Source organism: Ensifer sp. 4252 (assembly GCF_050434565.1).
In the GTDB taxonomy this organism is placed as follows: domain Bacteria; phylum Pseudomonadota; class Alphaproteobacteria; order Rhizobiales; family Rhizobiaceae; genus Ensifer.
On record NZ_JBNDIU010000004.1, the window covers coordinates 180,424 to 202,660 of the forward strand.

Sequence of the window (22,237 nt, forward strand, 5' to 3'; positions counted from 1 at the left end):
ATGACCAAAGGCATTATCCTTCTTGCCGCCGGGGGTACCGGCGGCCATCTGTTTCCAGCCGAGGCGCTTGCGCACGAGCTGAAGGCCAACGGCTATTCGGTGCATCTGGTGACCGACAGCCGCGCCGAACGTTTTGCCGGCAAGTTTCCGGCCGACGAGGTGCATGTGGTGCCGTCGGCGACGATCGGCTCGAAGAACCCCATTCATGTGGTGCGCTCGCTGTGGACGCTGTGGACCGGCATGCGCGCTGCGCGCCGGCTGATTGCCCGGCTGCGGCCGAAAGCCGTCGTCGGCTTCGGCGGATACCCGACCGTGCCGCCGCTTCTGGCGGCAACGGGCATGGGCGTGCCGTCGATGATCCATGAGCAGAACGCGGTGATGGGCCGTGCCAACAAGGCGCTCGCGTCCCGCGTCAAGGCGATCGCCGGCGGCTTCCTGCCCGAGGGCACCGGCGCCTTTGCCGCAAAGACGGTGACGACGGGCAACCCGGTGCGCCCGGCCGTGCTCGAGGCTGCCAAGGTCCCCTATGTCGCGACGGCCGGTGAGGCGCCGTTCCACCTCGTCGTCTTCGGCGGCAGCCAGGGCGCGCAATATTTTTCGAAGGCGATCCCGCAGGCGATCTGCCGTCTGGACGACGCGCTTCGCCAGCGGCTGAAGGTGACGCAGCAGGCGCGCCCGGAAGATCGTGACGGCGTCGTCGCCACCTATGAGAAGCTTGGTGTTCCCGCCGACGTGTCACCGTTCTTCACCGACATGGCCGAGCGCATCGCCGATGCCCAACTCGTCATCTGCCGCTCTGGCGCCTCGACGGTTTCAGAACTTGCCGTGATCGGCCGGCCGGCGATCCTCGTTCCCTATCCTTACGCGCTCGATCACGATCAGGCAGCCAATGCAGCGGCGATTGCCGCCAAGGGCGGCGCAAAGGTGATCACCCAGGCGGAGCTGACCGCCGAGCGCCTTGCCGGCATTCTTGCCGATGCCATGGCCAATCCGCAATCGCTGGCGCAGATGGCCGCCCATGCGCGCGAAACCGGAAAGCCGGATGCCGCACGCTTGCTTGCATCCCTGGTAGAGGCTATTGCCAGCGGTTTGACAGTCGAGACATTCAAGGAAAAGCGCTCATGAAAATGCCGAAGACGATCGGTCTGGTCCATTTTATCGGTATCGGCGGTATCGGCATGAGCGGTATCGCCGAGGTGCTGCATAATCTCGGTCACCGGGTGCAGGGCTCCGACCAGTCTGATAGTGCCAATGTCCAGCGCCTGCGCGACAAGGGCATCGAGGTGTTCGTCGGCCACAAGGCCGAAAACATCGGCGATGCCGAAGTCGTCGTCGTTTCGACCGCGATCAAGAAGGATAATGCCGAGCTGATCGCCGCGCGCGAGAAACTGCTGCCGGTCGTGCGCCGCGCCGAGATGCTGGCCGAGCTGATGCGCTTCCGCAACGCGATCGCCATCGGCGGCACCCACGGCAAGACGACGACGACCTCGATGGTCGCCGCCCTTCTCGATGCCGGCGAGCTCGATCCGACTGTGATCAACGGCGGCATCATCAATGCCTACGGCACCAATGCCCGCATGGGCGAGGGCGAGTGGATGGTGGTCGAGGCCGACGAGTCCGACGGCACCTTCCTCAAGCTGCCTGCCGATGTCGCCGTCGTCACCAATATCGACCCTGAGCATCTCGACCACTACGGCAATTTCGACGCCGTGCGCGCCGCGTTCCGCCAGTTCGTCGAGAACGTACCGTTCTACGGCTTTGGCGTGCTCTGCCTCGATCACCCCGAAGTGCAGACCATGGTCAGCAAGATCGAGGACCGCAAGGTCGTCACCTACGGCGAAAACCCGCAGGCCGACGTGCGCTTCCACAACATCCGCATGGACGGCGCCACCTCCGTCTTCGACATCGAGATCCGCCGCCGCCGCACCGGCCAGGTGATCACGATGAAGGACCTGCGCCTGCCGATGCCCGGCCGGCATAACGTGTCGAACGCCACGGCTGCGATCGCGGTCGCTCAGCGCCTCGGCGTCAGCCCCGAGGCGATCGCCAAGGGACTTGCCTCCTTTGGCGGCGTCAAGCGCCGCTTCACCTTTACCGGCGACTGGAACGGCGTGCGCGTCTACGATGACTACGGTCACCATCCGGTCGAGATCAAGGCCGTGCTCAGGGCGGCGCGCGAGGCCTGCCAGGGCCGAATCATTGCCGTGCACCAGCCGCACCGTTTCTCGCGCCTCGCGAGCCTGTTTGAAGATTTTTCCGCCTGCTTCAACGATGCCGACACGGTTCTGATCGCGCCTGTTTATGCGGCCGGCGAGGAAGCGATCGACGGCGTCAACGCCGAAGAACTTGTCAACCGCATCAAGGCCGGCGGTCATCGCGACGCCCGGCATGTGGTCGGACCCGAAACAATCGCGCCGGTTGTCAGCAAGATTGCGCAGCCGGGTGATTTTGTGGTTCTCTTGGGGGCTGGCAGCATCACCTACTGGGCCGCTGCCCTGCCACGGGAACTCGCAGACATTTCAGGAAATTGAGCATGAAACAGGTCAACGGTCAGAAACTACTCGAAGCGCTCGGAAGCGGGGTCAACGCTGTTCGCGGCCGCATCACGCCTGATGCGCCGATGGATCGCGTGACCTGGTTCCGCGCCGGTGGTCTTGCCGAGCTGATGTTCCAGCCGCACGACACCGACGATCTCATCACCTTCCTGAAGCTGGTGCCCCCTGATGTGCCGGTCATGGTCATGGGCGTCGGCTCGAACCTGCTGGTGCGCGATGGCGGCATTCCGGGCGTCGTCATCCGGCTTTCGGCAAAGGGTTTTGGCGATCTCGAACTCGTTGGCGAGAACCGCATCAAGGCCGGCGCCATCTGCCCGGACAAGAACATCGCAGCAATGGCGCTCGATAACGGCATCGGCGGCTTCTACTTCTATTACGGTATTCCCGGCGCGATCGGCGGCGCATTGCGCATGAACGCCGGCGCCAACGGCTCGGAGACGCGCGAGCGCGTGGTCGAGGTCCATGCGGTCGATCGCCAGGGCAATTCGCATGTGCTGTCGAATGCCGACATGGGCTACGGCTATCGCCATTCCGCGGCGGCCAAGGACCTGATCTTCACGCACGCCATCTTCGAAGGTTATGCCGAAGACAAGAACAAGATCCGCACCGACATGGACGCCGTGCGCCAGCACCGCGAAACCGTGCAGCCGATCCGCGAGAAGACCGGCGGCTCGACCTTCAAGAACCCGGACGGCCATTCGGCCTGGAAGCTGATCGACGAAGCGGGTTGCCGCGGCATGATGATCGGCGGCGCGCAGATGTCGCCGCTGCACTGCAACTTCATGATCAACACCGGCCAGGCGACCGGCTACGAGCTGGAATATCTCGGCGAGACCGTGCGCAACCGCGTGCTCGAACATGCCGGCGTTCGGCTGGAGTGGGAGATCAAGCGCATCGGCACCTTCATGCCCGGCTACGAGATCAAGGAATTCCTCGGCCGCGGCATCGCCTGAGCTCGAGCGAACAAGTCATTTGAGAAGGGCCGCAGCGGCAACGCTGTGGCCCTTTTGCGTGTCTGGTGCCCCTCGCTCCAGAGATCTCCCTCTCTCCGTCATGCTCGGGCTCGACCGGAGCATCCACAGTCTCAGTTGGACACCCTTACGCGGAGGCTGGATCCTCGGGGCAAACCCGAGGATGACGGAAGGCGAGGTCGAGGGTGACAAATTGAGAGCCCAAGAGTGACGGGCGGAGGGCCGAGGTTCGGGGAGGAGGCATTGAGGCTGATGGTATGACACGCCGAGGCGGCGGGAGGAAAAGCCGAAGCAGGGGGAGATTGACGAACTTGCAATCAACGCAAAAGGGCCGCAGCGTTACCGCTGCGGCCCTTCGTGATTGGGTGTCTGCCGCGCCGAAACGCTGACGATGCGGTCAGGCCGAGACTTCTTCCTCGGTGGAGAGCACCAAGCATACCAACGTGATCGCAGCGGCCGCCAGCAGGTAGTAGCCGACATGGTCGAGGCTGTAGTTGGTGGCGAGCCAGGTGGCGATATAGGGCGCGAGCGACGCGCCGAAGATGCCGGCGAGGTTGAAGGTCATCGACGCGCCGGTATAGCGTACCGAGGTCGGGAACGGCGCGGCGAGCGCAGCACCGATCGGACCATAGGTGAGCCCCATCAGGCCGAGGCCGAGGATGGAGAACAGGAAGGCACCGCCGAGACCGCCAGCCAGCAGCGGAGCCATGACCAGGCCGAAGGCGCCGATGGCGATGGTGGTGACGATCAGCACCAGGCGGCGGCCGTAACGGTCCGACAGGATGCCCGAAACCGGGATCATCAGGCCGAAGAACACGACGCCGGTCATCTGCACCACGAGGAACTGCTCACGCGAATAGCCGAGTTTGGCCGTGCCCCAGGACAGCGAGAATACCGTCATCAGATAGAACAGCACGAAGGTGGCAAGCGCCACGAAGGTGCCGAGCACGAGGCTGCGCTTGTGGAACCGGAAGATCTGCGCGATCGGAACCTGGACGCGCTCGCGCTTGTCGATCGCCTTCTGGAATTCCGGCGTCTCGGTGATCTTCAGGCGGACATAGAGGCCGACGATGACCAGCAGGATGCTGGCAATGAAGGGCACGCGCCATCCCCAGGCGAGGAAGGCCTCGTCAGTCATGACTTCGCCGAGGATGAGGAAGGTGCCCGCCGACAGGATGAAGCCGATCGGCGCGCCGAGCTGCGGGAACATGGCGTACCATGTGCGCTTGCCCTCGGGCGCGTTCTCGGTTGCGAGCAGCACTGCGCCGCCCCATTCGCCGCCGAGGCCGAGACCCTGGCCGAAGCGGCAAAGGGCGAGCAGCAGCGGGGCCGCGACGCCGATCGACGCATAGGTCGGCAAGAGGCCGATGACGACGGTGGAGATGCCCATGGTCATCAGCGCTGCGACCAGGGTCGCCTTGCGGCCGACCTTGTCGCCGAAATGGCCGAAGATCACCGCGCCGAACGGACGGGCGAAAAAGGCGATGGAGAAGGTGGCGAAGGACTGCAGCATGGCCGATGTCGGATCGGCGGTCGGGAAGAAGAGATGCGGGAATACGAGCACCGCTGCGGTGGCGTAAACGTAGAAGTCGAAGAATTCGATGGTGGTGCCGACGAGGCTGGCGAACAGCACCCGGGCAGGGGAGTTCACTGCCGGCGTCTGCAACGCGTTATCCTTCGGCGACAGGGAGGTTGTCGCGTCTGTCATTGTTATCGTTCCTGATATGGATGTCATGCCGTCTTGGGAGGCGGTCGGGGCGTCTTAGCGCAAGTTTCCGCATGATGAAACCCTGGAATCGTAAGAAATGCGAACGAAACCGAGGAGTGACGCAGCATTATTCCGAGGCTGCATGGCTCGCGCGAATCGCAACCGCCGCTGCTTCCAAAATAGGCAGATCAGCGAAGGTCCGGCGTGCGGTTTCGTGTTTTACGGGCGATGACGCTCCCGTCACAACCGGGGTTGACCGGAATCAAAATGTGGCAAACTCTGGGCAGCTGAAGCGATGGGCTTCGGTTTTCGGGAGAGAATGCATGTTCAAGAAGCTTTCTGCGGAATTTCTCGGTACATTCTGGCTCGTTTTCGGCGGCTGCGGCAGCGCGGTGCTGGCGGCCGCGTTTCCGGCGGTTGGCATTGGCCTGCTCGGTGTCTCCTTCGCCTTCGGCCTCACCGTTCTCACCATGGCCTATGCCGTCGGCGGCATTTCCGGCGGCCATTTCAACCCGGCCGTTTCCGTTGGCCTGACCGTTGCCGGCAAGTTCCCGGCCTCCAATCTCATCGGCTACATCATCGCCCAGGTTCTGGGCGCGATCGTCGCGGCAGCCGTTCTCTACATCATTGCCAGCGGCAAGGCGGACTTCCAGCTCGGCGGATTTGCCGCCAACGGCTATGGCGAGCATTCGCCCGGTGGCTATTCGCTGACCGCGGCGCTGGTGATGGAAGTGGTGATGACCTTCTTCTTCCTGTTCATCATTCTCGGCGCCACCCATGGCCGCGTGCCCTCGGGCTTTGCACCGATCGCCATCGGCCTGGCGCTGACGCTGATCCATCTGGTGTCGATCCCGGTCACCAATACGTCGGTCAATCCTGCCCGTTCGACGGGGCAGGCGCTGTTCGTCGGAGACTGGGCACTGGCGCAGCTGTGGCTCTTCTGGCTGGCGCCGATCGTCGGCGCAGCGATCGCCGGAATCGTCTGGAAGATTGTCGGCGAAGACGACGCATCGCTCGCGCATAATTCCCTTAAGGCCGAACTGGCCTAACGAGAATATCATGCAAGTTTGAGCCGTTCAGCGTCCTTAGCGCATCATGTTTCAGGCGCGGCGCTGTCAGCTGAAAATACCGCCAATCACTGTGACCCCGCATCGAATTGGTGCGGGGTCTTCATTTTTTAGCACTTTGCGTTTTGTGTAAACAGGTAGCGCCAAGGCGCTGATTTCGCGCCAGAAAGCGTTGTATTCGCTACGTTTTCACGTGGCCGTTCCGGTCGTTTCCCGACTAAGGTTAACAAAAGTAAACGGTTCATTAACTATAATGCCGTTCTAGTGCCCCCGATGGCCACCGGCGACTCGCGATGCCGGAACAAGCCAGGCGCAAGCAAGCGTTGCGATAGTGGCGTATTTTCGGGGGTATGAATGAACGGCAAGCATGTAGCTGTCCTTATGGGCGGATTTTCTTCGGAGCGACCGGTGAGCCTGTCGTCCGGGGCTGCATGCGCCGATGCTCTGGAGCTGGAAGGTTTCCGCGTCACGCGTGTAGACGTCGCGCGCGATGTCGCTTCGGTTCTTGCCGAACTGCGCCCGGATGTCGCCTTCAATGCCCTTCATGGTCCGTTCGGTGAGGACGGTACGATCCAGGGCATTCTCGAATATCTGGAAATTCCCTACACCCATTCCGGCGTCCTGGCTTCGGCGCTCGCCATGGACAAGGCGCAGGCAAAACACGTTGCTGCCGCGTCGGGTATCCCGGTCGCCGAAGCGCTTGTCATGGATCGCCAGGCTTTCGGGCCGAAGCATCCGATGAAGCCGCCTTACGTCGTCAAGCCCGTCTGCGAAGGCTCGAGCTTCGGTGTCGTTATCGTCAAGGAAGATCAGTCGCACCCGCCGCAGGTCGTCACCTCGAGCGAGTGGCGTTATGGCGACCGAATCATGGTCGAGCGTTATGTCGCGGGCCGCGAACTCACCTGTGGCGTCATGGGCGACAAGGCGCTTGGCGTCACCGAAATCATCCCGCAGGGCCACGCCTTCTACGATTACGATTCCAAATACGTAAAAGGTGGCTCGCAACACGTCATTCCGGCACAGGTTTCACCAAATATTTACCAAAAAATACAAACACTCGCATTGAAGGCGCATCAAGCAATCGGTTGCCGGGGCGTCAGCCGATCCGACTTTCGCTTCGACGACCGTACCTCCGGTGAAGGCGAATTGATCTGGCTGGAAATCAACACCCAGCCCGGCATGACCCCAACCTCCCTGGTGCCTGAAATGGCTCAGCATGCGGGCCTTGGTTTTGGCGAGTTTCTGACTTGGATGGTGGAGGACGCTTCGTGCTTGCGGTGAGGGGCAAAAGGGGCAAGAGAGTTCGTGACCCGCTGGGCGCAGTTGCGGCCGAGGCGGATGGCGCGCGCGTTCTGCCGCGGCCGCTTCGCAAGGCTGCTCGCTTCCTGGTCAGCCTCGGCAGCGGGCGCGTCCGCTTTCCCGCCCATACCGGCACGATCGCTGCTGTCGCTTTTTTTGCCGCCACCGGCTTTTACGGCATGTCGCTCGGCGGCCACACGCAGAACGTCGCGCAGGCATCGACGACCGCGGCCGGCTTTGCCATCGAGGACGTGCGTGTCTCCGGCAACGAGCAGACCTCCGAGATCGATATCCTGCAGCAGCTCGGCCTTGACGGCACGACGTCGCTGGTGGCGCTCGACATCATCGAGGCGCGCAAGCTGATCGCCGAACTGCCCTGGGTGCAGGGCGTTACGGTCCGCAAGGTCTACCCGAGCACGATCGAAGTCACGCTCACCGAACGCAAGGCCTTCGGCATCTGGCAGCACGGCTCCGACCTGTCGCTGATCGAGCGCAGCGGCAGCGCGATCGCGCCGCTGCGCGACAACAAGTTTGCCGCCCTGCCGCTGTTCGTCGGCCGCGATGCCGAGACGGCTGCTGCCGATTTCTACGACGAGTTTTCCCGCTGGCCGGAGATCCGGTCGCGGGTGAAAGCCTTCGTGCGCGTCGCCGGCCGTCGCTGGGATCTGCGCCTCGACAACGGCATCGTCGTCAAGCTGCCGGAACACGACGTCGCCCGCGCGATGCAGGTTCTGTCTGACATGGAAAGCCAGCATCAACTGCTCGAGCGCGACATCGCCGCCGTTGACCTGAGGCTGGAAGATCGAACCACAGTTCAATTGACGCCGGATGCAGTCACCCGGCGCGAAGTTGCCTTGAAGGCGAGGGACAAGATGCTGAAGGCGCAGGAGACGGAGAGAAAGAAAGAGGGGCGGATATGAGTTTGTTCGGTTCCTCCAGCTTTGGCCTGCCGCGCCTGAAGCCGCTTTCTTCGAAGCGGTCTCATGTCGTCTCGGTGCTGGATATCGGCTCGACGAAGATCGTGTGCATGATCGGCCGGCTGACGCCGCGCGCCGAAAGCCAGATCCTGCCGAATCGCACCCATAGCGTCGAGATCATCGGCATCGGCCACCAGAAATCCCGCGGCGTGAAGAACGGCGTCGTCGCCGATCTCGATGCGGTCGAAAGCGTCGTGCGGCTCGCCGTCGATGCCGCCGAGCGCATGGCCGGCCTCACGATCGACAGCCTCATCGTCAACATCTCTGCCGGCCGCCTGCAGAGCGATGTCTATACCGCGACCATCGATCTCGGTGGCCAGGAAGTCGATGCCAGCGACCTGAAGAAGGTGCTGTCGGCCGCCGGCCAGCAGTCGCTGCGTTCCGACCGCGCCATCCTGCATTCGCTGCCGACCGGCTTCTCGCTCGACGGCGAGCGCGGCATCCGCGATCCGCTCGCCATGTTCGGCGACGTTCTCGGCGTCGACATGCACGTGCTGACCGCGGAGCGGGCGGCGCTGAAGAATCTCGAACTTTGCGTCAACCGAGCGCATCTCTCGGTCGAGGGCATCGTTGCGACGCCCTATGCCAGCGGTCTGGCGGCTCTCGTCGATGACGAAGTCGAACTCGGCTGCGCCGCGATCGACATGGGTGGCGGCACGACGACGATCTCGGTCTTTGCCGAGGGCAAGCTGGTTCACGCCGACGCGGTCAGCCTCGGCGGCCATCATGTGACGACGGATCTGGCGCGCGGTCTTTCGACCCGCATCGAAGACGCCGAACGGCTTAAGGTCGTGCACGGCTCGGCCCTGCCCAACAGTGCCGACGAGCGCGACATTGTCTCGGTCCCGCCGATCGGCGAGGACGACCGCGACCAGCCGACCCACGTGCCGCGCGCGCTCGTGTCGCGGATCGTGCGCGCTCGCATCGAGGAAACGCTGGAGCTCATTCGTGATCGCATCCAGCGCTCGGGGTTCAGCCCGATCGTCGGCAAGCGCATCGTGCTGACGGGCGGTGCCAGCCAGCTGACCGGCCTGCCGGAAGCGGCCCGCCGCATCCTCGCACGCAATGTTCGCATCGGCCGTCCGCTCGGGGTTTCCGGGCTGCCGGCTGCTGCCAAGGGACCGGCGTTCTCCACGGCTGTCGGCCTGATGATCTATCCGCAGGTCGCCGACCTCGAAACGCATGCAGCCCAGGGCGGCGTGTTCTCGGGGCTCGGCAACGGCAACGGCCGCATCGCCCGCATGGGCCAGTGGCTGAAAGAGAGTTTTTGAGTAGTGCCGCGCGTCCGCAAGGACGCGCAAAGGACGCTCTAAGGCTTTGTAACGCGCATAAGCCTTTCCGAAAATCGCTGGCGATTTTCGGGGTCATGCGCGGAGTACGGTCGGCACCGAACAGGGACGGTGCTGGACGAAGACAATTTTTGGAATTTCAAGGATTTGGTCGGCTCGGCAAGGCGGCCAGAAAACAGAAGGAACGGGTACTATGACTATCAACTTGCAGAAGCCGGATATCACGGAGCTGAAGCCCCGCATCACCGTCTTTGGTGTTGGCGGCGGCGGCGGCAATGCCGTCAACAACATGATCACCGCGGGTCTGGAAGGCGTCGACTTCGTCGTTGCCAACACCGACGCGCAGGCGCTGACCATGACCAAGGCAGAACGGGTCATCCAGATGGGTGTCGCCGTGACCGAAGGTCTGGGCGCCGGCTCGCAGCCGGAAGTCGGCCGCGCGGCCGCTGAAGAGTGCATCGACGAGATCATCGATCACCTGCACGGCACCCACATGTGCTTCGTCACCGCCGGCATGGGCGGCGGCACCGGCACCGGTGCAGCCCCGATCGTCGCGCAGGCCGCCCGCAACAAGGGCATCCTGACTGTCGGCGTCGTCACCAAGCCTTTCCATTTCGAAGGCCAGCGCCGCATGCGTCTCGCCGACCAGGGCATTGCCGAACTGCAGAAGTCGGTCGACACCCTGATCGTCATTCCGAACCAGAACCTCTTCCGCATCGCCAATGACCGCACGACGTTTGCCGATGCGTTCGCGATGGCCGACCAGGTTCTCTATTCGGGTGTTGCCTGCATCACCGACCTCATGGTCAAGGAAGGCCTCATCAACCTCGACTTCGCCGACGTCCGCTCGGTGATGCGCGAAATGGGCCGCGCCATGATGGGCACCGGCGAAGCCTCGGGCGAGGGCCGCGCAATGGCCGCTGCCGAAGCTGCGATCGCCAACCCGCTGCTCGACGAAACCTCGATGAAGGGCGCACAGGGCCTCTTGATCTCGATCACCGGTGGCCGCGACCTGACGCTGTTCGAACTCGACGAAGCTGCGACCCGCATCCGCGAAGAAGTCGACCCGGACGCCAACATCATCCTCGGCGCCACCTTCGACGAAGAACTCGAAGGCCTGATTCGCGTATCGGTCGTTGCGACCGGTATCGATCGCACGGCCGCGGAGGTAGCCGGTCGTTCGGCTGACTTTCGTTCGGTAGCAGCCCAGAAGCCGATCGTCCGTCCGTCTGCAGCCATTCCGGCGCAGCAGCCGGCCGTTGCCCAGCACCAGCCCGCTCCGGTCCAGCAGCCGGTTGCCCAGCCGGTGCAGCAGCAGAACTCCGTCGACCAGATCGCACTTGCGATCCGCGAAGCGGAAATGGAACGCGAACTCGACATCGCGACCCGCGCCGCCACCCAGGCTCCGGCCCCGATGCAGCAGGCCCACGACGACTTTCGTCCGCAGAGCAAGCTGTTTGCCGGTGCAGCACCGGTAGAAGCCGCTCCGGTCATGCGCCAGCCGGCTCCGGTTCAGCGCCCGGTCGAAATGCCGGTTCACGCACAGGTTCAGCCGCAGCCGGTTCAGCGCCAGGAGCCGATCGCTCCGGTGGTGCGCCAGCAGGCCGAGCCGGTTCGTATGCCGAAGGTCGAAGACTTCCCGCCCGTCGTAAAGGCCGAGATGGACCAGCGCGCTCAGCCGGCGCCGCAGATGCAGGAAGAGCGCGGGCCCATGGGCCTTCTCAACCGCATCACCAGCTCGCTCGGCCTGCGCGACAAGGAAAGCCACAGCGTCAACGCCGACATGACGGCCGGTGCGCCGAGTGCTGCTTCCCAGCAACGCCGTCCGCTTTCGCCGGAAGCCAGCCTCTATGCGCCGCGTCGCGGCCAGCTTGACGATCACGGTCGCGCCGCTCCGCAGGCGCGCTCGCACGAAGATGATCAGCTCGAGATCCCGGCGTTCCTGCGCCGTCAATCGAACTGATTTGAAGGCCCGTTCCTTCACCTTGCCGAATGCCCGGGCTACCGCCCGGGCATTTTTGCATTTCGAACATCGTTCCAATAGGTTGCGTCGTTTGATCGGCACTTTACAAATGCGTAACAAATCGAAACGAACAGTGATTTGGAATGGTGCCTCAGAATCTCTATTTTCAGACTCGGAATTGGGGATGCATGCGATTCGATCACGCGCTGTCTGTTCGAAACGCAGAGTTCCGACCTTTGTGTCGAAACTCTCGGGCGCTTTTCTTGCGCCCTGAAAACCGCTGCATCCGCCTGATGTTTGGGCCATATGGCCATAGGTATTGAAAGTGACGACGAGAATGGGAATCGAACTGCTCGGATTTCAGACCACGATTGCTAGCCCGGTAACGCTCAAGGGAATTGGCGTTCATTCGGGCGCCGAGGTGGAAATCACTTTTCATCCGGCCGAAGCCGATGCGGGCATCGTTTTCCAGCGCGTTCTCGCTAATGGCCGCCTGAGCGAGTTCAAGGCGGTTTCCTCGCAGGTCGGCAACACCGATCTCTGCACCGTCCTCGGTATGTCGCCGGCCACCTCGATCGCAACCATCGAGCACGTTATGGCCGCCATCTATGCGCTCGGCCTCGACAACCTTACGATCGAAGTTCACGGCGCCGAGATGCCGATCATGGACGGCAGCTCCGAACCCTTCATCGATGCGATCGAGCAGGTGGGCGTTCAGGCGCTTGCGGTCAAGCGTCGTTACATCCGCGTGATCAAGCCGGTGCGGATCGAATCAGGCGCCTCCTGGTCGGAATTCACGCCCTATGACGGCATGCGCTTCGAGGTCGAGATCGATTTCGACTGCCCGCTGATCGGTCGCCAGGCCTGGAAGGGCGACATGACGCCTTCGGTGTTCAAGCGCGAATTGTCGCGTGCCCGCACCTTCGGCTTCATGCGCGACGTCGAGCGCCTCTGGGCTGCCGGCTACGCGCTGGGCTCGTCGCTGGAAAACTCGGTCGTGATCTCCGACGACAATTCGGTCATCAATGTCGAAGGCCTTCGCTACACGGACGAATTCGCGCGCCACAAGACGCTCGACGCCGTTGGCGACCTGTCGCTTGCTGGCGCGCCGTTCATCGGCTGCTACCGTTCCTACCGCGGTGGTCACAAGATGAACGCAAATGCGCTCAAGGCTCTGCTCAGCGATCCGACCGCCTACGAGGTCGTCGAAACCGCCACGCCACGCCAGCGCACCCGCGCGCGCGACATGGTTGCGGTTGCAGTTCCGGGCTTCGCGCCCTGGTCCGCATAACAACAAAAGGACTATCTCCTCCAGTCGCCGGCCGAAAGGCCGGCATTTTCATGTCGGCGCCGCCACAAATTTGCATGAATCACCGATCATGACGTTGCGGTCTTGAGGCAACTTGCTCTAAAAGCGCATGTCTGGCGGGGTCCATGCCCGCAGAATGGAACGGGAATATCCGATGGTTCTTGCAGTTTCTGTTGATTTGAGAAAGTCAGCGCGTGTGTTCGCCGTGGTAGTCGCGGCCGTTGCCGGCAGCGCCCTGATTACCGCCTGCCAGAACGATCCCGATATCGACATCACCAAGCTGACGGCGGAGACCGATCCGCCGGAGGTGCTGTACAACCAGGGTCTCGCCAACCTCAATGCCGGCAAGACCACGGAAGCGGCGCGCAAGTTCGAAGCGCTCGACCGGCAGCATCCGTTCTCCGAATACGCTCGCAAGGCGCTGGTGATGAACGCCTTCGTCAGCTACCGCAACGGCCAGTACCAGGAGGCGATCAACTCCACCGGGCGCTACCTGAACCTCTATCCGCAGTCGGAAGATGCGGCCTATGCGCAGTACATTCAGGGTCTTGCCTATACCAAGCAGATCCCGGCCGTGACGCAGGACCAGAAGCCGGCCTTCAAGGCGATCGAGGCGATGCAGGCCGTCGTCGACAAGTATCCGGACTCGCAATATGTCGAGGATGCCCAGGCGAAGATCCGCTTTGCGCGCGACCAGCTCGCCGGCAAGGAAATGCAGGTCGGCCGCTATTATCTCGAGCGCAAGGAATACCTCGCCGCCGTGTCGCGTTTCCGTGCCGTCGTCGAGCAGTATCCCAATACCAACCAGGTCGAAGAAGCTCTGGCCCGTCTGGTCGAGGCCTATTACGCAATGGGCGTGACCTCCGAAGCGCAGACCGCTGCGGCGGTTCTCGGACACAACTATCCGGACAGCCAGTGGTATGGTGATTCCTTCAAGCTGTTGCAGTCGGGTGGACTGGAGCCACGCGAAAGCGGCAATTCCTGGATTGCGCGCGCAGGCAAGAAGCTGATCGGCGCCTGACACGGAAGATTTGACCCCGGATGCTCGCCCAGATCTCGATCCGCGATATCGTCCTGATTGAACGGCTTGATCTGGCGTTCGAAGCCGGCCTGTCCGTGTTGACCGGTGAGACCGGCGCAGGAAAATCGATTCTGCTCGACAGTCTGTCGCTGGCCCTTGGCGGGCGCGGCGACGGCTCGCTCGTGCGCCACGGCTCGGACAAGGGCCAGGTGACGGCGGTCTTCGACGTGCCGATGGGGCACTCGGCACGGCTGATGCTGCGCGACAACGGCATCGACGACGACGGCGATCTGATCTTCCGTCGCGTGCAATCGGCCGATGGCCGCACCAAGGCTTTCGTCAACGATCAGCCGGTCAGCGTGCAGCTGATGCGGCAGCTTGGCCAGACGCTGGTCGAAATCCACGGACAACATGACGACCGCGCGCTGGTCGACATCGACGCGCATCGCACGCTGCTCGACGCCTTCGGCGGAACGACCGACGAGGCAGAGCAGGTCTCCGGCCTCTATCGCGCCTGGAAAGATGCCGAACGCGGACTGAAGAAGCATCGCGAGCGCGTAGAGGCGGCAGCACGCGAGGCGGATTATCTGCGCTCCTCGGTCGAGGAACTGGAAAAGCTCAGCCCGCGCGATGGCGAAGAGGATGAGCTTGCCGAAAAGCGCGCCCGGATGATGAAGTCCGAGCGCATCGCCGGCGACATCAACGAAGCCTCCGAATTTCTCAACGGCAATGGCTCGCCGGTTCCGCTGATCGCCTCGCTGGTGCGTCGGCTCGAGCGCAAAAGCCACGAGGCGCCGGGGCTGCTCGAAGAAACCGTCGAGCTGCTGGATGGCGCGCTGAACCAGCTTTCCGATGCGCAGATGGCCGTCGAGCGGGCGCTGCGCAACACCGAATTCGACCCGAAGGAGCTGGAACGGGTGGAGGAGCGCCTGTTTGCGCTTCGTGGTGCCAGCCGCAAATATTCCGTGCCGGTCGCCGAGCTTCCGGCACTGGCCGTCCGGATGATCTCGGACCTGGCCGATCTCGATGCCGGCGAGGAGAAGCTGAAGCAACTCGACGCGCAGGTCGGGGCTGCACGGGTGGCCTTCGACGCCGCCGCGCGCACCTTGTCCGAAAAGCGGCACAACATCGCCTCCGCGCTGTCTGCTGCCGTCATGGCCGAGCTGCCGGCGCTGAAGCTCGAGCGTGCCCGCTTCATGGTCGAAGTGCAGAGCGATGCGGCGCAGCCGACTGCCGACGGCTTCGATCTCGTCGAATTCCATGTCCAGACCAACCCAGGCACCCGGCCGGGGCCGATCATGAAGGTCGCATCGGGCGGCGAACTTTCGCGTTTCCTGCTGGCGCTGAAGGTGGCGCTTGCCGACCGCGGCTCGGCGCCGACGCTCGTCTTCGATGAAATCGACACCGGCGTCGGTGGTGCGGTGGCCGATGCCATCGGCCAGCGGCTGAAGCGGCTTTCCGGCACGGTGCAGGTGCTTTCCGTCACCCACGCGCCGCAGGTCGCTGCGCGGGCGGCAACGCATCTGTTGATCTCCAAGGGGCCATCGAGCGAAAAGGCCGAGATGATTTCGACCCGCGTCGCCCGGATGGACGACAGGGCCCGCACCGAGGAAATCGCCCGCATGCTCGCCGGTGCCTCGATCACAGAAGAGGCGAGGGCGGCCGCCGCCCGATTGCTGGCCGGCAACGGTTAGGGCCCTCTACGCCTTCTCGCCAAGTTGTCGCCCGGTCGCGCACGTGTCTTTATTAGGCATTGCGCGGATATGCGAGCTTTGGCATGTGGGAACAGCTCCAGCAGCGAATTCAGCTTCGACTGGACCAGATGCGCAAGCATCCGGAACTGATCCTGCTCTATTCTCTCGCCTTCGTCGGTTACATCCTGACGATGAAGGAAGCCAACAAACAGCTGGGGATGATCGGCATCCTGGCGGTGGTCGCCGGCACGGCGTTCATCCCTTATCTGGCGGCGCGCCTTCGCGGCGCGCGCAGCATTGAACTGCCGGACGAGAAGGACGATGGCGCCGCACCGCTCGGGTTTCTGCGCTCCAGCGCCGAAGATGATCGCCCCTATCTGGTGCGTATCCCGCCATCGACGGCGGTTGCCTATGATGTGATCCGCAAGGCGCAGGACGTCTTCCAGAGCGACGCGATCGATCCGGAGGAGGATATGAAGGCGTTCTTCTCCGATCCTTACAGCCTGATCTGCCTGCAGGATTCCGACGACAACATCTTTGGTTTCACCGATTATTACGCCTTCGAGAAGAACCACTTCAAGCTGTTCCTGCAAGGCGACTACGGCTTCGACGACCTGCTTGCCAACGGGTTGCTCGCTCATCCGAAGGCGCGCAAGGCCAAGGTGGTCTATCTCGCCACCATCCTCAATCTCAGCTATCTGCTCGATTCCATGCGCAGCGAGCGCCGGCGGCAGAACGGCATTCTCGTCTGGGCGACAGTCTCGGCGATCCTCGAATATCAGGAGTTTCCGCCCGAAGGCATCGACCTCTATGGCATCGGTTGGGACAAGGGCGGCGCCGCCATCCTGAAAATGTTCGACCTTGAGCCGGCCGGCCGCGTCATGCGGGGGCTCGCTGAAGGCAAATGGATCTACCGCCGCCACGGCGTCCAGAGGCAGGATCTGGAGGCGATACGCGCACGTTACCAGAAGCGATACGAGCGTTGGTGCGAACTGGAGATCCGGCGCTGCGCCGATGTTGCCCCAAGTGCGGCTGCTGCTGGATGATCAGGGGAGACCGCTTGCGGTTGCTCTTTTCTTTCCCGGCAGTTGCTCTAAAAAACGACTCCCAATCCGGAGTCGTCGCGCATGTCCAGTGAACTGAAACCCGTCGAGAACCTGAACGAAACGGAAGCCGCCGAGGCGCTGGCATTTCTCGCCTCCGAGCTTGCCCGGCACGATGCGCTCTATCATGGCAAGGACGCGCCGGAGATCACGGATGCGGATTATGACGCGCTGAAGCGGCGTAACGACGCGATCGAGGCGCGGTTCCCGGCGCTGATCCGCGAGGACAGTCCGTCGAAAAAGGTGGGGGCAGCACCTTCAGTCACTTTCCAGCCGGTCGTTCATGCCCGGCCGATGCTGTCGCTCGACAACACGTTTTCCGACGAGGACGCCCGCGATTTCGTCGCTTCGGTCTACCGCTTCCTCGGCCAGCTGCCTGACAATTCGATCGCCTTTACCGCCGAGCCGAAGATCGACGGCCTCTCGATGTCGCTGCGCTACGAAAACCGGCGGCTGGTGACGGCGGCGACCCGCGGCGACGGCACGACAGGCGAAAACGTCACCGCCAATATCCGCACCATTGGCATGATCCCACAGACGCTGCCGGCGGGCGCACCCGATATCGTCGAGGTGCGCGGCGAAATCTACATGGGCAAATCGGACTTTGCCGCCCTCAATGCCGAGATGGCAGCGCTCGGCAAGCCGCTCTACGTCAATCCGCGCAACACGGCTTCGGGCTCGCTGCGCCAGCTCGACGCGAAGGTGACTGCGAGCCGCAAGCTGCGCTTCTTTGCCTATGCCTGGGGCGAGATATCGGAAATGCCTGCCGATACGCAATTCGGCATGGTCGAGGCGTTCAAGGCCTGGGGTTTCCCGGTCAATCCGCTGATGCAGCGGATTTCATCGGCCGACGAGCTGCTGGCGCACTACCACCACATCGAACGCGAGCGCCCGGATCTCGACTATGATATCGACGGCGTTGTCTACAAGGTCGACCGGCTCGACCTGCAGGCGCGGCTCGGCTTCCGTTCGCGCTCGCCCCGCTGGGCGACGGCGCACAAGTTCCCGGCCGAGCAGGCGTTTACGCGGCTGACGGCCATCGACATCCAGGTGGGGCGCACCGGCGCGCTGACGCCGGTCGCAAGGCTGGAGCCGATCACCGTCGGCGGCGTCGTCGTCACCAATGCCACGCTGCACAACGAAGATTACATCAAGGGGCTCGGCAACAGCGGCGAGCCGATCCGCGAGGGCCGCGACATCCGCATCGGCGACATGGTGATCGTCCAGCGGGCCGGCGACGTTATCCCGCAGATCGTCGACGTAGTGATGGACGAGCGCAAGGAGGGGAGCGAGGCTTATCGTTTTCCGACGACATGCCCGGTCTGCGGCAGCCATGCTGTGCGCGACATCAACGAGAAGTCCGGCAAGGTGGACGCAGTGCGCCGCTGCACTGGCGGCTTCGTCTGCCGGGCGCAGGCGGTCGAGCACCTCAAGCATTTCGTCTCGCGCAACGCCTATGACATCGAAGGCCTCGGCTCCAAGCAGATCGAGTTCTTCTTCGAAAGCGAGGATCCGACGCTGTCGATCCGCACGGCCGCCGACATCTTTACGCTGGAAAAGCGCCAGGAGACGTCGCTGACGAAGCTTGAGAATATCGACGGCTTCGGTCGCGTCAGCGTGCGCAAGCTCTATGACGCGATCAACACCCGCCGCTCGATCGCGCTCCACCGGTTTATCTACGCGCTCGGCATCCGCCACGTCGGCGAGACCACGGCCAAGCTGCTGGCGCGCTCCTATGGCACCTATGAAGCTTTCGGCGCGGCGATGAGCGAAGCCGGCACCTTTGCCGGCGATACGTGGAACGAGCTCAACAGCATCGACGGCATCGGCGAAGTGGTCGCCCGCGCCATCGTCGAGTTCTACAAGGAGCCGCGCAACCTCGAAGTGGTGACGCGATTGCTCGCGGAGGTCACGCCTGAAGGCGCCGAGAAACCGGTTGCCAGCGACAGCCCGGTTGCGGGCAAGACCGTCGTCTTTACCGGTTCGCTCGAAAAGATGACGCGCGACGAGGCCAAGGCCAAGGCGGAAAGCCTCGGCGCCAAGGTGGCAGGCTCGGTATCGAAGAAGACTGATATCGTCGTGGCGGGCCCAGGGGCGGGCTCCAAGCTCGACAAGGCGCGTGAACTCGGCGTGCAGACGATGGACGAGGACGAATGGCTGGCGCTGATCGGGGGCTGATGCCCACGATCAGATGCAGGCGGTGTCGTTATACCCGTTCGGCGTCATAGGCTTCGGATGCAGCCTTCAGCGCGGCAATGTCGTCGGCGCAGATGAAGCGGCGCAGCGCGTCGAATTTTGACCTCTCCCACCGGTAGATGCCGAGTGCGAGCATCGTCTCGATATCGGCCTCGGGAAAACGCTGGCGAACGGGGCGGGCGGGATTTCCGGCAACGATGGTGTAGGGCGCCACGTCCTTGGTGACGATCGCGCCTGAAGCGATGACGGCGCCTTCGCCAAGCGTGACGCCCGGCATGATCATGGCGCGCATGCCGATCCAGGCGCCGTCGCCGATGATGGTGTCGCCCTTGCCGATATAGGCCTCGCCGATCATATCCAGAAAGGGATAGAGGCTGACCCAATCGGTGCGGTGGGTGTGGTTGCCGCCCATCAGGATCACCGCCTCGGCGCCGATCGCCACATAGTCGCCGATCCGCAACTGGTCGATCGGCCATTGCGGCTCCCAGGCCTTGAGGCTGTAGTCATCGCCATAGAGGTAGCGGACGGCGCTTTCTTCGAAGGAACCGGTCCAGGCGTTGCTGTAGTAGCTGTTGGTGCCGCGCACATGGATGTTCGGGTTGCGCACGGTCTCGTGCAGAAGCTCGACCTTCGACCAATGCTTGGCTTCGACATTCGTGGACATGGGGCTTCCTCGTTCTGCATGCTTGCAAGCATCGCCTATGGCGCGCTCGCCCTTCTCGACGTTTAGGCTCTCCAACTATCGGATTTCTCGAGCAATTTCTCCCCCAAACCGCCGCGACCGAAAGCCTCGTTCGTTGTTCCTGTCGTTGGAACACGCAAAAACGCCCGCCGCGAAAAGCGGCGGGCGCAAGACAAGGGGGTATTGTGTCAGATCAGGAGGCCTGCTGTTGGGCGGCTTCCTGGTCCATCCACATGAATTCCCAGACGTGACCGTCGAGATCCTGGAAGCTGATGCCGTACATGAAGCCGTAGTCGAGCGCCGGCTTCCATGGCTTAGCACCGGCAGCCAGTGCCTTTGCGAGCATGTCGTCGCATTCGGCGCGGCTCGAAGCCGAAAGGGCGGTGATGACCTCGGTGGCCTTCCTGGCGTCGCTGATCTCGCCGGTGATGAAGTCGCGGAACTTCGGTTCAGTCAGAAGCATGACGAAAATATTGTCCGAGATCACCGTGCAGGCGGCCGTGTCGTCGGAGAACTGCTCGTTGAAGGTGAAGCCAAGCGCGCCGAAGAACGCGCGCGACGCCTTCAGGTCCTTGACGGGCAGGTTTACAAAAATCATGCGCATGGAATGCTCCTCGTAGGGATTTTCTTGATTGGACATAACAAGGACGTTCGGCGTCACACGCAGCCGACAGCCGGTCAGACATTTTTTTGAGGAATGCGATGTGTCCCTGCTGATGTGGCGTGCAATCGGGGGCTTTCAAGATTCCATGTTTCACCCGAAGCCGATCAGGGCTGTGGGGTACATGGCGGATACGCATCATTTGCGCATCGCGCGTTTCTGACCGATGTTCCGTTGGCTCCAAGCCTTGCGAAGAGGTGCGGTGAGAAACAATGGCGCGGGCTGTCGGCGCTCAGGATGTAAGGGGATACGATGCGTTTGAACCAAGTGACGGTGACGATGCCCGATCTTGATGCGGGGTGGGAGTTCTACCGCACGCTCGGGCTCCAGCCGATCGTCGATGCCAGGCCGCATTATGTGCGCTTCGTCTGCCCGGATGGTGGTAGTTCCTTTTCGGTGCATCAGGGCGAGGCGCGAGGCGGCGGCACAACCATCTACTTCGAGTGCGACGACGTGGATTTGACCGTCAGCCGGCTGATCGAGGCCGGCATTCTGTTTGCAAGCGGCCCCACGGACAAGAGCTGGCTCTGGCGGGAGGCCGAGGTCTTCGATCCCGCCGGTAACCGCATCGTGCTCTATTTCGCAGGCGTCAACAGGCTCGATCCGCCCTGGCGGGTGCCGAGTTCCGCAGAGCTGTGAGTCTGCGGATGCTCAAAGCCGCAATCCACCCATGGATGGTTGATGGGCCACCGATGCTGGGTTCGTCCCATTCGCAGCGGGACCAATTCCGTTTGTCTTTTTGCGCTGCACAAGATAGAGGTTTGCAGCCAAATTTTGTGCAATTGCCTTTCGCGGAGCGGGCCACAAGAGCCACAGGCCGCGATGCAGGGCGCTAGCGGCGCCTTCGCGGATTGGAGGGTCCGGATTTGAAGACCATTACCACCATCACCGAGCTGCGCGCAGCCCTTGCCGAATACCGGCGGGCCGGCAAGACGGTCGGGCTCGTGCCGACCATGGGCTATCTGCATGTCGGCCATATGGAGCTTGTGCGCCGTGCACGCGGACAAAACGACGTGGTCGTAGCCAGCATCTTCGTCAATCCGCTGCAGTTTGGCCCTAACGAGGACTTGAGCAAATATCCGCGCGATCTCGCCCGCGACCAGGCGATGCTGGAGGAGGGCGGGGTCGACTTCCTGTTTTCGCCCGGCGTATCCGACATGTATCCGCGCCCGATGGAAACGGTGGTCGACGTGCCGAAGCTCGGCTCCGAGCTTGAAGGCTCGGTGCGCCCCGGCCACTTTGCCGGCGTTGCCACCGTCGTCACCAAGCTGTTCAACATTGTGCAGCCGGACCGCGCCTATTTCGGCGAAAAGGATTTCCAGCAGCTGCAGATCATTCGCCGCATGGTCGAAGACCTCGCCCAGCCGGTCGAGATCATCGGCGTGCCGACGGTGCGCGAGGCCGACGGGCTCGCCTGTTCGTCGCGCAATGTCTACCTGACCACTGAAGAGCGCCAGGCGGCTGCCATCGTGCCCAAGGCGCTGGCCGAGGCCGAGCGGCTGGTCGCGTCCGGAATCACCGATGCCGGCGACGTGGAAAAGGCCGTGACGGCTTTTCTTTCGACGGAGCCGCTCGCCCGACCCGAGGTCGTGGCGCTGCGCGATCCCGAGACGCTCGAAACCATTCACGAGATCGGCGACAAGCCGGTGCTGCTGTTGTTGTTCGTGCGTTTCGGCACGACGAAGCTACTCGATAACCGCGTGATTGCCGCTAAATCCGCCCGTTTTGCAAAGGTCGCCTGA

General features: G+C 62.9%; 18 protein-coding genes. 15 read left to right on the forward strand and 3 right to left on the reverse strand.

The window, feature by feature from the left end:
• Genes murG through murB form a run of 3 tightly spaced genes read left to right on the forward strand, consistent with a single transcriptional unit; the run spans position 1 to position 3,508 of the window.
• Positions 1-1,125 (forward strand): undecaprenyldiphospho-muramoylpentapeptide beta-N-acetylglucosaminyltransferase, encoded by a 1,125-nt coding sequence (murG, locus tag ABIE33_RS11910; RefSeq protein ID WP_429125034.1) that lies wholly within the window; start codon positions 1-3, stop codon positions 1,123-1,125.
• Positions 1,122-2,531 (forward strand): UDP-N-acetylmuramate--L-alanine ligase, encoded by a 1,410-nt coding sequence (gene murC / locus ABIE33_RS11915; protein ID WP_429125037.1) that lies wholly within the window; start codon positions 1,122-1,124, stop codon positions 2,529-2,531. The genes murG and murC overlap by 4 nt, the downstream gene beginning before the upstream one ends.
• 2 nt (positions 2,532-2,533) lie before the next feature.
• The gene (gene murB, locus ABIE33_RS11920) at positions 2,534-3,508 is read left to right on the forward strand and encodes a UDP-N-acetylmuramate dehydrogenase (protein WP_429125040.1); all 975 of its coding nucleotides are present in this window, start codon (positions 2,534-2,536) and stop codon (positions 3,506-3,508) included.
• A 415-nt stretch (positions 3,509-3,923) separates the two neighbouring features.
• Here the strand turns inward: murB and ABIE33_RS11925 are convergent, their stop codons facing one another.
• On the reverse strand, positions 3,924-5,234 hold the full coding sequence (locus ABIE33_RS11925; RefSeq protein ID WP_429125043.1) for an MFS transporter: 1,311 nt from the start codon (positions 5,232-5,234) through the stop codon (positions 3,924-3,926).
• A 323-nt stretch (positions 5,235-5,557) separates the two neighbouring features.
• Here ABIE33_RS11925 and aqpZ point away from each other — a divergent pair, with 323 nt between their 5' ends.
• The 10 genes from aqpZ (at position 5,558) to ligA (ending at position 19,134) form a co-directional block, all read left to right on the forward strand.
• Complete coding sequence (gene aqpZ, locus ABIE33_RS11930) at positions 5,558-6,283, forward strand: aquaporin Z (RefSeq protein WP_429125046.1); 726 nt, start codon at positions 5,558-5,560, stop codon at positions 6,281-6,283.
• A gap of 372 nt (positions 6,284-6,655) precedes the next feature.
• Positions 6,656-7,582, forward strand: a complete 927-nt coding sequence (locus ABIE33_RS11935) for a D-alanine--D-alanine ligase (protein WP_429125049.1) — start codon at positions 6,656-6,658, stop codon at positions 7,580-7,582.
• On the forward strand, positions 7,579-8,520 hold the full coding sequence (gene ftsQ / locus ABIE33_RS11940; protein ID WP_429125546.1) for a cell division protein FtsQ: 942 nt from the start codon (positions 7,579-7,581) through the stop codon (positions 8,518-8,520). Before ABIE33_RS11935 ends, ftsQ begins: the two co-directional genes overlap by 4 nt.
• A complete protein-coding gene (ftsA, locus tag ABIE33_RS11945) occupies positions 8,517-9,848 on the forward strand; it encodes a cell division protein FtsA (RefSeq protein WP_429125051.1) in 1,332 nt (443 codons plus the stop codon). Before ftsQ ends, ftsA begins: the two co-directional genes overlap by 4 nt.
• 211 nt (positions 9,849-10,059) lie before the next feature.
• Entirely contained in the window at positions 10,060-11,829 is a 1,770-nt protein-coding gene (gene ftsZ, locus ABIE33_RS11950) for a cell division protein FtsZ (RefSeq protein ID WP_429125054.1), read from the forward strand.
• A gap of 337 nt (positions 11,830-12,166) precedes the next feature.
• Positions 12,167-13,120 carry a UDP-3-O-acyl-N-acetylglucosamine deacetylase gene (lpxC, locus tag ABIE33_RS11955; protein ID WP_429125057.1) on the forward strand — a complete coding sequence of 318 codons (954 nt, stop codon included), beginning with the start codon at positions 12,167-12,169 and terminating at the stop codon, positions 13,118-13,120.
• Positions 13,121-13,292: 172 nt separating this feature from the next.
• Entirely contained in the window at positions 13,293-14,159 is an 867-nt protein-coding gene (locus tag ABIE33_RS11960; protein ID WP_429125060.1) for an outer membrane protein assembly factor BamD, read from the forward strand.
• 20 nt (positions 14,160-14,179) lie between these two features.
• Positions 14,180-15,853 (forward strand): DNA repair protein RecN, encoded by a 1,674-nt coding sequence (gene recN, locus ABIE33_RS11965; protein WP_429125063.1) that lies wholly within the window; start codon positions 14,180-14,182, stop codon positions 15,851-15,853.
• 83 nt (positions 15,854-15,936) lie between these two features.
• Positions 15,937-16,899, forward strand: a complete 963-nt coding sequence (locus ABIE33_RS11970; protein WP_429125066.1) for a hypothetical protein — start codon at positions 15,937-15,939, stop codon at positions 16,897-16,899.
• 81 nt (positions 16,900-16,980) lie between these two features.
• Positions 16,981-19,134, forward strand: a complete 2,154-nt coding sequence (gene ligA / locus ABIE33_RS11975; protein WP_429125068.1) for an NAD-dependent DNA ligase LigA — start codon at positions 16,981-16,983, stop codon at positions 19,132-19,134.
• A gap of 28 nt (positions 19,135-19,162) precedes the next feature.
• Here the strand turns inward: ligA and ABIE33_RS11980 are convergent, their stop codons facing one another.
• Together ABIE33_RS11980 and ABIE33_RS11985 are read right to left on the reverse strand one after the other, a co-directional pair.
• Positions 19,163-19,816: a CatB-related O-acetyltransferase gene (locus ABIE33_RS11980; protein ID WP_429125071.1), complete on the reverse strand. Its 654-nt coding sequence runs from the start codon at positions 19,814-19,816 to the stop codon at positions 19,163-19,165.
• 211 nt (positions 19,817-20,027) lie between these two features.
• Complete coding sequence (locus ABIE33_RS11985; RefSeq protein ID WP_429125073.1) at positions 20,028-20,438, reverse strand: VOC family protein; 411 nt, start codon at positions 20,436-20,438, stop codon at positions 20,028-20,030.
• A gap of 309 nt (positions 20,439-20,747) precedes the next feature.
• Here ABIE33_RS11985 and ABIE33_RS11990 point away from each other — a divergent pair, with 309 nt between their 5' ends.
• Together ABIE33_RS11990 and panC are read left to right on the forward strand one after the other, a co-directional pair.
• Positions 20,748-21,134 (forward strand): VOC family protein, encoded by a 387-nt coding sequence (locus ABIE33_RS11990; RefSeq protein WP_429125075.1) that lies wholly within the window; start codon positions 20,748-20,750, stop codon positions 21,132-21,134.
• A gap of 227 nt (positions 21,135-21,361) precedes the next feature.
• Complete coding sequence (panC, locus tag ABIE33_RS11995; RefSeq protein ID WP_429125078.1) at positions 21,362-22,237, forward strand: pantoate--beta-alanine ligase; 876 nt, start codon at positions 21,362-21,364, stop codon at positions 22,235-22,237.